Genomic DNA, 13569 nt, shown 5'->3' with positions numbered 1-13569 from the left:
TAATTAGTATTTCTCTTGAAACTTATACCGCTGTTTTATTATTAATGTGTACTGAAATACATTAGGGCTTAACAGAGTTTATTAAGCTTAAATTAATAGTTTTTTGAGATTTAACTTGGCTTCGTGAATATATAATAGATTTTTAAGGTGGCAAAACGTTGATCGTTATCAAAGGTGAATGGATGAATGCTTTTTTAGTTTAAAAATATGATCAAGATTTTATTGTGGGGGTGATAAATTCGATAATCCAAATCTAAATTTTAACATTTAGATTTTATTTTAATTTATTTAGGAATTCTAGATTATAGAAATGAATTAATTAGGGATTAACCAGATGGCGATTCGTTATTTAAGCAACAAGGGTGCTTGGCTCCCTTGTTGCTTAGCTCTTCAACGATTAGATTTTTAAACCCACCATCAGCTGGTCCAATTGCCCCGCGGTGGCTTGCAACTCATCACAACCCGATACCGATTGGTTCGCCGATTGCTCGACATCGTGGGATTGATTGCGAATTTCCATCAGATTGGTCGCGATTTCGTTAGCTACGGCCGATTGTTCTTCCGCAGACGTGGCAATCAACACACTCATTTCGAACACGCGGCTGCTATGGTGGGCAATCGACTCGAGATCTTTACCCGTTTGCAGTACATGCTGTTTGCCTTCACTTGCTTGACTCACGGTGCGAGACATCACTTGAGTGAGGTTACGTGTGCCTTGTTGCAGCGACTCAATCATGGCTTTAATTTCTACCGTTGCAGCTTGCGTGCGGCCAGCGAGGGTTCGTACCTCATCGGCCACTACCGCAAAACCGCGACCCTGTTCGCCGGCACGCGCCGCTTCAATCGCGGCATTGAGGGCGAGTAGGTTAGTTTGTTGCGAGATAGCATTAATAGTTGAAACGACTTCATCAATCTTACTGGCGTTGTCGTTGAGGGTATTGACCGCATTCGATGCAGCAGAAATTTCATCCGACAGTACATCAATTGCGCTTACTGTGGTTTCAATATCCTTAGAACCCGCATTGACCTGTTGATTCGCCTCTTGGGTTTCGGCGGAGGATTGTTCGGCATTGCGTGCCACTTCTTTTACCGCAGCGGTCATTTCTTCCATCGCCGTGGCTAAGGAGTCGAGGTGCTGACGTTGATTGACCGCAAGGGCTTGTCCTTGCTGAGCCGTACTTCTAAAAGATGAAACCACTTCGCGGATCTTGCTGGTGGATTCTGCTATCTGCTTCACCAAGTTGTGCTGGCGCTCGACTAGCGTGTCGATACTGATAGCTAAGATGCTGAATTCATCTTTGACTTCGAAGAAGTTCAATCGGCCTGTCAAATCCCCAGACGCCGCGCGTTTAAGTGCCATGACTGTGGTGTAGAGTGCACCGCCAACGAAGGTAGAGATGTAGTAGCTAAACAGGAAGAGCACGAATAACAGCACTGCCATCAGGCTGTAGACTAAGATATTGTCATCGGCTAAAAGGGCGTTAAGTTGACGATCATCGACGGGAATGATGGTCAGCATATTTTGATCATTAACCGAGCTAACAGCCCGATTAGGTGAACTGCTGGTATCAATACCACCACCGCTGCGCGCAAGGGTTTGTGCGCGGCTATCAGCCTCAGAAACTGTAACAATCTGAACATTCTGTAAGCCTTGGCTCAGCTGATTAGGTAAATTTTGGCGTTCTTGCTCGGGTAGCTTGCTAGAAATCTGCGCGGCGAGTTGATTGATTTTCTGGGAAGTGTCTTGGAGCCCATGCAAATGGCTTTCAAGCAGGGTATCCCTAAACTGAGTATTTAAAAATACCGCTAATCCCACAATCATAAACATCGGAACTAGGGCGAGAATTGCAAATTTGGTTTTTAAGGTCATGTGGATAAGGTATTGATCTATCCAGCGAAATTTAACTTCTTTCATTAGCGCCTCGATAAATTGGGCTGTGACCAAATGGATATCGGTCGATTTGCCATAGACTTTATGTTTTTCTGCTTAGTAAGCTGTTGCTTGTATTATTGTTGTCCAATTGCAGCATTTTTGTTTGTTTTGCAGCAATTTTGGCAAGGTACAAACATAAGTTTACAGTTTAGTTACATGTGTCGCCAGTGGTTAGTGCGTGATCACGTGACTGCTGTAAAAATCGACAAATGTCTTTCGAAGGCGATCAACTTGGAAGGTTTGTTGGGATAACACATGAATTTACATGATAAAAACCCCGAATAAGCCCTAGTAATATGCCGCTCGCTCGCGTAAAATTTCTCTCCTTTATTTCGTTATAGCTAGCAAAGCGTCTGGCATTAACGCCCGATAACCTGAGCACCGAAATAGCCTGAAAGTTTGGCGCCCATAGCACTTGTTTATCAAGCGCGACTATGCAGTGGAAGAGAAAATGCAGCAGTTAACTGAGATCGTAGAACAAGCCTTAGTCATTATTGACCAGGCCAGTGATCTAAAAGCACTGGATGATATCCGTGTCGATTACCTAGGTAAGAAAGGTAAGATCACCGACATGATGAAAATGATGGGCAGCTTAAGTCCTGAAGAAAAACCCGCTTTTGGTCAGGCGGTCAATGATGCGAAACAGGCCATTCAACAGAAATTAACTGAGCGCATCGACGTCCTGAGAAGTGCAGAGCTAGAAGCCAAATTAATTGCTGAAAAGATTGATGTGACACTACCTGGCCGCACTATCGAAATCGGTGGTTTACACCCAGTGACTCGCACCATTGAACGTATCGAAACCTTTTTTGGGGAATTAGGGTTTTCGGTAAAACAAGGCCCTGAAATCGAAGATGATTTCCATAACTTCGACGCCTTGAATATCTCTGAGCACCACCCAGCGCGTGCCGACCACGATACGTTTTATTTTAATCCTAAGCTGATGCTGCGTACCCAAACCTCGGGCGTGCAAATTCGTACTATGGAAACGGAAAAGCCGCCACTGCGGATTATTTCACCGGGTCGTGTGTATCGTAACGATTACGACCAAACTCACACACCAATGTTCCACCAAGTGGAAGGTTTGCTGGTCGATGAAAACGTTAACTTCGCCGAATTAAAAGGCGTGTTGCATGATTTCCTGCGTAACTTCTTTGAGGAAGATTTGCAGGTGCGTTTCCGTCCTTCTTACTTCCCATTCACTGAGCCTTCAGCCGAAGTGGACGTAATGGGTAAAAACGGCAAATGGTTAGAAGTGTTAGGCTGCGGTATGGTGCACCCAAATGTGCTGCGTAGCGTGGGCATCGATCCAGAAAAATACTCTGGTTTTGCTTTTGGTATGGGCGTTGAGCGTTTAACTATGCTGCGTTACGGCGTAAACGATCTACGTGCGTTTTTCGAAAACGACCTGCGTTTCCTGAAGCAATTTAAATAACGGAGCTGTATAGCATGAAATTTAGCGAATCTTGGCTTCGTGAGTGGGTCAATCCTGCCGTTAGCCGTGAAGCATTATCCCACCAGATCACTATGGCTGGACTCGAAGTCGATGGTGTTGATGCCGTGGCTGCCGAGTTTAACGGCGTTGTGGTTGGTGAAGTGGTCGAATGTGGCCAGCACCCAGATGCAGACAAACTGCGCGTGACTAAAGTCAGTGTCGGCAGTGGCGAGCTTATCGATATCGTCTGTGGCGCACCAAACTGCCGTCAAGGCTTAAAAGTGGCCGTAGCAATGGTCGGTGCCGTACTGCCAGGCGATTTTAAAATTAAGAAGGCTAAGCTGCGTGGTATGCCTTCAGAAGGCATGCTGTGTTCATACAGCGAGCTGGGTATTGATATCGATAGCGATGGCATTATCGAACTGCCATTAGATGCGCCATTAGGCACGGATTTACGTGAGTATCTCCAGCTTGATGATGCTGTGATTGAAGTGGATTTAACCGCTAACCGTGCCGATTGCTTAGGCATGGTAGGTTTGGCCCGTGAAGTTGGCGTGTTAAACCGTCAAGCGGTAACCGAGCCACAATGGCAAACCGTGACGCCAACGATTGATGCCAAAGTGGCTATCAATGTGAAGGAAACCGCAGCTTGCCCACGCTACTTAGGTCGTGTGGTGAAGAATGTGAACGTGAAAGCGGCTACGCCATTATGGATGCAGGAAAAACTGCGTCGCAGTGGTATCCGCTCAATCGATCCTATCGTCGATATCACTAACTTTGTGTTGGTTGAATTCGGTCAACCTATGCACGCCTTCGACCTTGCCAAACTGACTGGCGACATCCAAGTGCGTTTAGGTAATGGCGAAGAGAAAATCACCCTGCTCGATGGCAGCGAAGTGACTATTCCAAACGACACTCTAGTGATTGCCGACGATGCGCGTCCATTAGCGCTTGCTGGCGTGTTTGGCGGTGAATATTCGGGTGTGAGCGACACTACCCAAGACATACTGCTTGAATGTGCGTTCTTCGCGCCGTTAGCGATTATGGGTAAATCACGCCGTTTAGGTTTGCATACCGATTCATCACACCGCTTCGAGCGTGGTGTTGACCCAGAGATGCAACACAAAGTCATGGACCGTGCGACTCGCTTAGTACTGGATATTTGTGGCGGTGAAGCGGGCCCTGTGGTTGAAGCCAAATCTGACGCTGACTTACCAAAACCTGTGCAAATCTTATTGCGTCGCAGCAAGTTAGATAAAATTCTCGGTCACCATGTTCCCGATAGCGACGTGGTTGAAATCCTCGAGCGTTTAGGTTTTAGCGTAGTCGCAGGTGAGGGGTGCTGGCAGGTTACGACCGCCACTTACCGCTTCGATATGGCGATTGAGGAAGACTTAATCGAAGAAGTGGCCCGTATCTACGGTTACAACAACATTCCAAACGTTGCGCCCGTGGCGTCACTGCGGATGTCAGACCATAAAGAAACCGACTTAAGCCTCAAGCGCGTACGTTCGCTGTTAGTGGCCCGTGGTTTCCAAGAAGCTGTGACTTACAGTTTCGTCGATCCTAAGCTGCAAAATCTGGTTCACCCAGGTGAGCAAGCCATGGTGTTACCGAACCCGATTTCTAACGAAATGTCGGCCATGCGGTTGTCGATGTTCACTGGATTATTGACTGCGGTTGGCTACAACCAAAGTCGTCAACAGGGTCGCGTGAGACTTTTTGAAACTGGCCTGCGCTTTGTTCCTGATATTCATGCAGAATCCGGTGTAAGACAGCAAGCAATGCTCGGTTGCGTCATTACAGGGCTTCAAAATGACGAACATTGGTCAATGGAATCGAAAACCGTTGATTTTTTCGACCTTAAAGGTGATTTAGAAGCAATTATCGGCTTGACAGTTTCCGCATCAGAATTTAGCTTTAGAGTAGCGACGCATTCTGCTCTTCATCCAGGGCAATGTGCTGAAATATTGAGAAATGATCGAGTGATCGGTCATATAGGTGCTATCCATCCTAGTTTGGAGAAGCCTTTTGGACTCAATGGTAAAACCATCGTTTTTGAGTTGGAATTGGATGCTTTATTGCATACCAGTTTACCGCTAGCCCAAGCTGTATCTAAGTTCCCGGCTAATCGTCGTGACATCGCAGTAGTCGTAGATGAAAGTGTATCTGCAGGCGATGTAATGAAATTGATAAGAAAAGTTGGCGAAAATCAGTTGGTTGGCATAAACTTGTTCGATGTATACTTAGGTAAAGGTGTTGAGCCCGGCAAGAAGAGCTTGGCGATAGCACTTACATTACAAGACACTACTCGTACACTTGAGGAAAAAGAGATCGCTGAAACTGTAGATTCAGTTGTTTCTGCCCTGAAGACCGAGTTCAACGCATCGTTGAGGGATTAAAGTATGGCACTTACCAAAGCCGAAATGGCAGAACATCTTTTTGAAACACTCGGTATAAACAAGCGTGTAGCCAAAGAGATGGTTGAGTCGTTCTTTGAAGAAATTCGAGGCGCACTTGAAAGTGGTGAGCAGGTCAAGTTATCTGGCTTTGGCAACTTTGACCTTAGGGATAAGAATCAAAGACCGGGAAGGAACCCAAAAACAGGCGAGGATATCCCGATTTCCGCTCGCCGTGTCGTGACCTTCCGTCCCGGCCAGAAACTGAAAACTCGCGTAGAAGCTTCTAACGCGGGCAAGTAATTTTAGATGTTCGACAGTAAAGCCACTCCTTCGTGAGTGGCTTTACTATTTTCTTTTTATGGTGAATGGCTTTTCTACTGTCTGAGGTGATTTCTTTGTCAAGACAGCCCAAACATTTTGACCGACGTTTTCAACTGGCGTTATTGCACCCTAAATATTGGGTTACTTGGTTGGCGATCGGTCTATTAGTGATTTTTGGGATCATGCCCGCGTGGCTGCGTGATCCTATTGCTAGAACCTTGGCCAAACTGGTGGCGCCTATTGCGAAAAAGCCGATAAGTATTGCCAGGGCGAACTTAAAGGCGTGTTTCCCTGAAAAATCCGCCGCAGAAATAGAAGCCTTAATTGATGACAACGTGCAGAACTTCGTATTAGTGCTGTTATCGCAAGGTGAGCTGTTGGTACGATCTAAGGCGCATTTACGCCGCCGTGTGAATTTGATGGGCTTTGAGCATGTACAAGCGGCGCAAGCAGTAGGGCAGCCGGTGATATTTATCATGCCCCATGTGTGGCCTATTGATTATGCTGGGCTGAGGTTAAACCTCGACTTGCCCATGGTCACTATGGCAAAGGCCCATAAAAACGCGTTATTTAACTGGTTTAATAATCGGGTACGTAGCAGTTGTGGTGGCCACGTTTATATGCGAGAGGCCGGAATTCGCGCCTTATTAGCAGAGCTTAAGCAGAACAATAGCTTTTTCTACCTGCCCGATGAGGATTTAGGCCCAGATCAGAGTGTATTTACCCCGTTTTTAGGCACAGTCAAAGCGACATTACCCGTGGTTGGCCGATTGGCTCAGGCGGGAAATGCCCAAGTGCTGCCGGTGAAAATTGGTTATAACCAAGCTTCACGCCAGTTTGATTTAACTGTGATGCCCCCCATTGCCGCCGAAGACATGGTCGGTAAGGAAAACGAGGCGTTAGCACTGAATAAAGCGGTTGAGCAAGTGATACTCGCTTATCCAGAGCAGTATATGTGGTTCCTAAGATTGCTAAAGACTCGCCCTGAAGGGCAAGCCTCAATTTATCAGTAAGCGTTATTGCTTATTGTAAACCCGAATAATAATGGCTTTAAGTGTGTAGACTTAAAGCCATTTTTATCACTGAAGCCGTGCTTATAATCGATTAAATATCCTCTGCTTGCTCCATTTCGAGCTGCATCAGCAGCATATCTTCACCCTCTAATACCCGCGTATGATAACTGTTACAGGCGGGGCACACGATTGAACGCTCACCGAGCACCGACTCTTGTTGGCAATCTGCACATTTGATCACCAGTGGCTGTAGTGTCATGCAAAGCTCGGCTTCGCGGCAGATCCCATCGAGTTTAAAGGTCTCAAACGCCGTTTGAAGTAGGGTGGGTTCGACACCGCTCATTACGCCGAGTTTGATTGCTACCCGAGTAATTTTAGTTGCTTGATTTGCCCGCGCATGTTGTTCGCACTGTTCAATTAAGGCGCTTACTATAGAATACTCGTGCATTAACAAATCCTTGGTAGCAGTTCACCTTGAGGCAAGTCTAAGTAACGTTTGGTATTCCATGGCGTTCTTAAGATCACTTTTCCTGGAAGTTCGTCGCTGACAGTGCCAATAATTGCCGCGCTTTCGCAGTGACCAAAACGTTGCATAATTTCCAACGCACCAAGGGCGATATCGTTGGGAACGGCCAAGATAAAGGTGCCTTCATTGGCTAAATCCATTGGCTCAAAGCCATAGAGTTCACATAAGCCTTTGACCTCATCACAAACTGGTATGCTCGCCTCATTGACTGTGATGCCGACATTGGCGGCAACGGCCCATTCATTTAATACGGCAGAGAGCCCGCCGCGGGTTGCATCGCGCATAGCATGCAGTGGAATATTAGCAGCGATCAATTGCTCTACGACTGGCCAGAGCGTGGCACAATCGCTTTGTAGCGTGGACTCGAGGGTAAGACCCTCACGCGCCATCAAAATAGCCGCGCCATGGCAGCCGACATCACGGGAGACAATAATCGCATCGCCGGGCGCGACATTGGCCGCCGAGATATTCGGACGTAAAATACGCCCAACGCCTGAAGTATTGATAAATAAGCCATCGGCGCAGCCCTTAGGTACTACTTTGGTGTCGCCACAAACAATTCTAGCCCCACTTTGTTTCAGCTCTTTGGCCATACTGCGTACAATTGTGGTTAAGTCTTTGAGCGAAAAACCTTCTTCGATGATCACGCTACAGCTTAAATATTGAGGCTCAGCACCCATCATGGCGAGATCGTTAACAGTGCCAGCAATCGCCAGCTTACCGATATCACCACCGGCAAAAAACAACGGAGATACAGTGAAAGAGTCTGTCGTAAAGGCTGTCGCACCCTGTAGTTCAAGTTTTGCGGCGTCTTCTTCGCTACGCAAAATCGGGTTATCGAATTCGGCAAAAAACAGATCGCGGATGAGTTTATTCATCTCTTTACCGCCACCACCGTGGCTGAGTTGAATCGCTTTCTCTTTGGTTGATACATCAGCCATGATGTTGCTCCTTGCTATCGATGCCTTGATAGCGGTAATAAGCATTACAAGCGCCTTCGGAGCTGACCATGCAGCTACCGAGAGGGGTTTCGGGATTGCAACCGCGGCCAAAGACTTTGCAGTCCTTCGGTTTGGCGAGTCCACGTAGAATATCGCCGCACTGGCAAGCCTTATGATCATCAATTTCTTTGACGGGCAATCTGTCTTTAAAGCGCAGCTCTGCGTCCCTGTGGGCGTATTCATCCCTTAATTGCAGCGCCGAGTTGGGGATTGGTCCAAGCCCGCGCCAACGAAATTGCGGTCTGATCTGGAAAAACTGTTCAACTTTTGCCTGTGCGGCAAGATTACCTTGCTCAGATACAGCGCGGCTGTATTGGATATCGAGTTCTGCCTTGCCTGCGGCCTTTTGACACACGATACGCAGGATAGACTCCATAACATCCACGGGCTCAAAACCAGAGACCACTACCGGTGTGCCGTATTGCTCTACGGCTGGGCGATAGATTTTGGCGCCACTGATCACACTGACGTGTGCTGGGCCAATAAAGGCATTGACCCTCGCATTAGGATCGTGCATCACGGCATCAATTGCGGGTGGGACTAATACATGGTTGATATGAAAAAACAAATTCGCCAGCTTTTCCTGCTCGGCCAGTTGCAACAATATTGCCGTCATTGGGGTGGAAGTTTCAAATCCAATGGCGAAAAACACCACGGTTTTATTTGGATTATCACGGGCAATTTTGAGCGTGTCTAAAGGATCATAGATAGGCCGAATATCACAGCCTTTGGCTCTGAAACTGGCAAGTGACCCTTGGGAGCCGGGGACGCGGATCATATCGCCTAGCGTCACTAATATCACATCTTCCTGCTGGGCAAGCACTGCGGCTTGATCGATCCGCTCTTTAGGCATAATGCATACAGGGCAACCGGGGCCGTGGATAAACTCAATGTTATCCGGCAGCAAATCCAGTAAGCCGTATTTCATTATGGTGTGGGTATGGCCGCCACACACTTCCATAATGTTGATTTGTTGATCGAGTGAGTGAGCGACCTGGGCAATATCCTTTGCAAGCGAGGCAATGGTTTGGGGATCGCGAAAGCCTTGATAAAGTTGTTTTAATTCAAGCATGTTCAATCCTTGTCGCAGTGTATCGTCTGTGGTTTGTGATCGTTTACAACTGCGGCTGTTGCTTAATGCGTGGTTTCATTTTCAAGTTTTGCGACTATCTCTTGATATAATTCAAGGCTTTGCAGAGCATCATTGCGATCAATTTTATTCATCACAAAACCGATATGAATGAGCACATAATCACCAATAGCCAAGGGTTCAGTCATAAGATGGCTGCTGACATCGCGTCTTACGCCTAAGGTATCGACGGTTACAGATTGGCGCTCGTTATCAACTGCTACCACTTGTGAGGGGATTGATAGGCACATTATTGTGGCTCTCCCACAGTGTTTCGGCGCAGATTTTCATTTAGCCAAGCGGCGACGGCATGCATGGAATCGCCATTTTTAATTGAGACTTCGAGTATTTGAGTGTCCGGATTGAGTTTTTTAAGCTGGGCTTTGGCCTCGTCGACACTGAAATCGAAGTAGGGTAATAGGTCACATTTTGTGATCAGAACCAGGTCAGCACGGCGGAACATTACTGGATATTTTTCAATCTTATCATCGCCTTCGGGAACGGAGAGCAGCACGATATTTTTATGGGTGCCCACATCATAACTGGCGGGGCAGACGAGGTTGCCCACGTTTTCCACAAAGCAAATATCTAACCCTTCCAGCGGCAAGTGATGCAAAGCACCATGCACCATAAAGGCGTCTAGGTGGCATGCACTGCCAGTTTGAATTTGATGGGCTGTAATGCCCTTTGCGATTAAACGGTCAGCATCACGGGAGGTCTCTAAATCGCCTTCAATAACGGCGTAATTAAGTTTTGTGTACTCTTTTAAGTGCTCAAGCAAGGTCGTTTTGCCGCTACCTGGGCTACTCATTAGATTGAAGGCGGTAATATGGTGAGCCTCGAAATGGGCACGGTTGTGGGCAGCTTCTACATCATTTTTATCGAGAATTTTATGGATCACCGACAAGGTTTTTTTATCGTTAAGCTGAGGATTGGTATGCAATTCCTGATGTTTATGTCTGTGTTCGTGGGAATGACCTGTATGGTGATCATGCCCTTGTTGAATCGCAGAGTGGCGGGGTAGAGAGCAGCCGCAGTCTTTACACATCTTGTCATTCTCCTTGTTCTCGTCACAGATTTGAGCTGTTGTCCAAACAATATGGTGATGCTATCGAATAGGGTTAATTTGATTACGCTAATGTTAAGTGTGATACAAATCCTTAAAGGAATCTTTGATGTTCGTCAGGTTATTAGGTCGTTTTGACCCTGATCAATCAGATTTTGGCCATTTGGTCACGGCGCATATCAAGCTCTACGCAGATATGTCATAGCAGCGGTTTATTGGTGGTTTTTATCAATTGCCTCTTGATGAATTCCATACCAAAGCTGGCCAAGGGCGATACCGCCATCGTTAACGGGGATATGTTTGTTGGGGAGCACGGTATTGCCTTGGAGATGAAGTTTACTGAGGCAATATTCGAGCAAATATTGGTTTTGAAATACTCCGCCACATAGCGCAATGGGCAGTGATGGATAGCGCGCAGCATAACTACAAATAGCATCTCCAAGACTATGCAAAAACGCGCGGGCGATAATGCTTTGCCTGTGGGAGGAAAGTGGCGCCTCAGTGATGTGCACGATAAGCTGTTTAAACAGTTGGCTACTACACCAAACTTGCACTTGTTGCGGGTCATCCTCTGATGAACTCAGCGGTAAATCGAGGATAAGTGGCGGTAGATGTTGTTTATCGGCGCGTCTTGCTGCGGCTTCTATCAGCATGCCCGCTTGGCCTTCAAATTGTGTGGTGTCAATCAATCCTAAGGCGCAGGCGAGAGCATCAAATAATCGGCCAACTGATGAGCTTTTAATCGTATTGCCACTTTGCCAGATCCGGTGCAAATTGCTTAACGTTAAGGGGGTCAGGCTTTTTAGGATCGGTAACTCTAAGGTTTGTACCGCCGCTAAACTCATTTGTTCAAACAGCAGTGCCAGTAATAATCGCACAGGCTGTTTTATTGCTTGCTCACCGCCCAGTAGGGAGATGGCTTCAAAATGGGCTAAGCGCTCAGCTTTGTCTAACAAGGTCAATAACACTTCACCGCCCCAGAGACTGCCATCATCGCCAAGACCGGTACCGTCAAAACTAAAGCCTAATACCGGATCTTGGTATTGATTGATGGCCATGACGCTAAGCACGTGGGCATGGTGATGTTGCACGCTTAAGGTTTGGATTGAACGATAGGCTCCACTCTGTGTATCAAGGCTTTTCTGTTGCTGCGCTTCTGCCCAGCGCGATGGTGCGTAGTCTGGGTGCTTATCATGGACAATCAGCTCGTGACTGAAATGATACAGGCGGGCGAAGGTGCCTAAGGTGAGCTCGAAATACTGCTCGGCACTGACACTAAAAAGATCGCCAATATGCGGACTTAAAAACACATTTGCACCAAATCCGAAAGCGATAGCATTTTTTTGCTGTGCTCCCACGGCGAGGATTGAGCGTGTTAGTGGCGCTGTTAATGGAAAACTTAATGGCGCATAACCCCGCGCTAGACGCAGCACTTGCACCTGCGGCGTATTGCCATTTGGCTGTTGAATAAGTTGCACAACACTGTCATCACAGCCGTTGAGTATTGGTCGGTTATGATCGACGATGGCATCCACCACATGCCCAAGTTGGCTGATAAGCGCATCGCAATCGGTGATAATGGGCTCGCCCGACACATTGGCGCTGGTGGCCACTAGCGGGCCATTAAATTGGCTAAGCAGTAAGTGATGCAGTGGCGTATAAGGTAAAAATACACCCAGCTTGGGGATATTGGGTGCGATTTCGGGGCTAAGGTCATGCTCATCCAACGCTTGCATCAATACGATGGGCCGTTCCGGCGAGCTTAAGGTTTGCCACTCCGCCTCCGTGCCCGTAACGTACTGTTTTGCCATTTCAATACTCGGCATCATTACCGCCAGCGGCTTCGCCTTACGCTGTTTTCGCTGCCGTAGTTGACTCACTGCGAAGCTGTTTCTCGCGTCACACATCAAGTGGAATCCGCCGAGCCCTTTAATGGCGAGGATGTGTCCTTGTGCAAGCTTATTGGCCGCAGCGGCCAATACCGCCATGCTGTTGTTTTGCGAGTGGAGCAAGGGCGTCAATGCGATTAGCTCACCCTGAGGTGTTTTTAAACTCAGGCGTGGGCCACATTTTGGGCAACTGACGGGCTGAGCGTGGTACCTGCGATTTAAAGGATCTTGATAGGCCTTGGCGCAATCGGGGCACATAGCGAAATCTGCCATGGCGGTATGATGGCGATCATAGGGTAAGGCATTGATAATCGTGTATCTTGGGCCGCAATTGGTGCAATTAGTAAAGGCATAGCCAAAGTGGCGATCCTGTGGATTGCGCATATCGCCTAGGCAATCCTGGCAGGTACTTTTGTCGGCCGACACGGCAACGAGTGCTGCTAAGCTAGGGTCTTTTGTTTCATCACTTTGGCTATCGCTTTGAACAATCTCGAAGTGTGTCTCCGCTAATTTTACCGCTAGCTGTCCATGGGTTATATGGTCGATACGTGCCAGTGGTGGCGGGTTAGTTGCTAACTCTTGGATAAAAATATCCAGTTTTGCGCTCGGTCCTTGCAGTTCTATCATCACGCCCTTGGCATTATTGAGTACTGTGCCAGTGAGTTGCAAATCGGTTGCCCAGCGGTAGACAAAAGGCCGAAAGCCCACGCCTTGTACTATGCCAGTGATATGCAGTTGGCGACGTTCAATCATATCCTGTTGGTTAGCGGATGAGGCTGCTTGTTTCAATTTCAGTCTTCTTTTAGGTTTGTTCGCAACATTAGAAGATAACAATCTATCCTCTAATGTTGCGA

11 protein-coding genes are annotated in these 13569 nt (G+C 47.4%); 4 read left to right on the top strand and 7 right to left on the bottom strand.

Annotation, left to right across the window (positions count from 1 at the left end; genetic code table 11):
• Nucleotides 1-397: 397 nt before the first annotated feature.
• A complete protein-coding gene (locus HG547_RS09345; RefSeq protein ID WP_169547690.1) occupies nucleotides 398-1915 on the bottom strand; it encodes a methyl-accepting chemotaxis protein in 1518 nt (505 codons plus the stop codon).
• 469 nt (nucleotides 1916-2384) lie between these two features.
• Here HG547_RS09345 and pheS point away from each other — a divergent pair, with 469 nt between their 5' ends.
• From pheS to lpxM, 4 genes are all read left to right on the top strand, one after another.
• Nucleotides 2385-3368: a phenylalanine--tRNA ligase subunit alpha gene (gene pheS, locus HG547_RS09340; protein ID WP_037417925.1), complete on the top strand. Its 984-nt coding sequence runs from the start codon at nucleotides 2385-2387 to the stop codon at nucleotides 3366-3368.
• A gap of 14 nt (nucleotides 3369-3382) precedes the next feature.
• On the top strand, nucleotides 3383-5770 hold the full coding sequence (gene pheT, locus HG547_RS09335) for a phenylalanine--tRNA ligase subunit beta (RefSeq protein ID WP_169547689.1): 2388 nt from the start codon (nucleotides 3383-3385) through the stop codon (nucleotides 5768-5770).
• A 3-nt stretch (nucleotides 5771-5773) separates the two neighbouring features.
• On the top strand, nucleotides 5774-6070 hold the full coding sequence (ihfA, locus tag HG547_RS09330; RefSeq protein ID WP_011622581.1) for an integration host factor subunit alpha: 297 nt from the start codon (nucleotides 5774-5776) through the stop codon (nucleotides 6068-6070).
• A gap of 95 nt (nucleotides 6071-6165) precedes the next feature.
• Entirely contained in the window at nucleotides 6166-7104 is a 939-nt protein-coding gene (gene lpxM / locus HG547_RS09325; protein ID WP_169547688.1) for a lauroyl-Kdo(2)-lipid IV(A) myristoyltransferase, read from the top strand.
• A gap of 91 nt (nucleotides 7105-7195) precedes the next feature.
• Here lpxM and hypA read toward each other — a convergent pair whose 3' ends face one another.
• The 6 genes from hypA to hypF form a co-directional block, all read right to left on the bottom strand.
• Complete coding sequence (gene hypA / locus HG547_RS09320; protein WP_088585672.1) at nucleotides 7196-7552, bottom strand: hydrogenase maturation nickel metallochaperone HypA; 357 nt, start codon at nucleotides 7550-7552, stop codon at nucleotides 7196-7198.
• Nucleotides 7552-8571 (bottom strand): hydrogenase expression/formation protein HypE, encoded by a 1020-nt coding sequence (gene hypE, locus HG547_RS09315; protein WP_055648371.1) that lies wholly within the window; start codon nucleotides 8569-8571, stop codon nucleotides 7552-7554. The genes hypA and hypE overlap by 1 nt, the downstream gene beginning before the upstream one ends.
• Nucleotides 8564-9703, bottom strand: coding sequence for a hydrogenase formation protein HypD (gene hypD, locus HG547_RS09310; RefSeq protein ID WP_169547687.1), 1140 nt, complete (start codon nucleotides 9701-9703; stop codon nucleotides 8564-8566). The genes hypE and hypD overlap by 8 nt, the downstream gene beginning before the upstream one ends.
• 62 nt (nucleotides 9704-9765) lie before the next feature.
• A complete protein-coding gene (locus HG547_RS09305; protein WP_037417941.1) occupies nucleotides 9766-10011 on the bottom strand; it encodes a HypC/HybG/HupF family hydrogenase formation chaperone in 246 nt (81 codons plus the stop codon).
• Entirely contained in the window at nucleotides 10011-10808 is a 798-nt protein-coding gene (gene hypB / locus HG547_RS09300) for a hydrogenase nickel incorporation protein HypB (RefSeq protein ID WP_169547686.1), read from the bottom strand. Before hypB ends, HG547_RS09305 begins: the two co-directional genes overlap by 1 nt.
• 230 nt (nucleotides 10809-11038) lie before the next feature.
• Nucleotides 11039-13468, bottom strand: a complete 2430-nt coding sequence (gene hypF, locus HG547_RS09295) for a carbamoyltransferase HypF (RefSeq protein WP_169547746.1) — start codon at nucleotides 13466-13468, stop codon at nucleotides 11039-11041.
• Between the last annotated feature and the right edge of the window lie 101 nt (nucleotides 13469-13569).

The sequence above is a fragment of the Shewanella sp. DNRA4 genome (assembly GCF_012843185.1).
Classification (GTDB): domain Bacteria; phylum Pseudomonadota; class Gammaproteobacteria; order Enterobacterales; family Shewanellaceae; genus Shewanella; species Shewanella xiamenensis.
The sequence above is the reverse complement of the archived record's forward strand: the minus strand, read 5'-3'. Positions and strand labels throughout refer to the sequence as shown.

Bases quoted from the DNA above. Each gene is read 5' to 3' on its own strand.
- hypB (WP_169547686.1), bottom strand. From the start codon at position 10,808: ATGTGTAAAGACTGCGGCTGCTCTCTACCCCGCCACTCTGCGATTCAA.
- hypE (WP_055648371.1), bottom strand. From the start codon at position 8,571: ATGGCTGATGTATCAACCAAAGAGAAAGCGATTCAACTCAGCCACGGT.
- hypA (WP_088585672.1), bottom strand. From the start codon at position 7,552: ATGCACGAGTATTCTATAGTAAGCGCCTTAATTGAACAGTGCGAACAA.
- pheS (WP_037417925.1), top strand. From the start codon at position 2,385: ATGCAGCAGTTAACTGAGATCGTAGAACAAGCCTTAGTCATTATTGAC.
- ihfA (WP_011622581.1), top strand. From the start codon at position 5,774: ATGGCACTTACCAAAGCCGAAATGGCAGAACATCTTTTTGAAACACTC.
- HG547_RS09345 (WP_169547690.1), bottom strand. From the start codon at position 1,915: ATGAAAGAAGTTAAATTTCGCTGGATAGATCAATACCTTATCCACATG.
- hypD (WP_169547687.1), bottom strand. From the start codon at position 9,703: ATGCTTGAATTAAAACAACTTTATCAAGGCTTTCGCGATCCCCAAACC.
- pheT (WP_169547689.1), top strand. From the start codon at position 3,383: ATGAAATTTAGCGAATCTTGGCTTCGTGAGTGGGTCAATCCTGCCGTT.
- hypF (WP_169547746.1), bottom strand. From the start codon at position 13,468: ATGATTGAACGTCGCCAACTGCATATCACTGGCATAGTACAAGGCGTG.
- HG547_RS09305 (WP_037417941.1), bottom strand. From the start codon at position 10,011: ATGTGCCTATCAATCCCCTCACAAGTGGTAGCAGTTGATAACGAGCGC.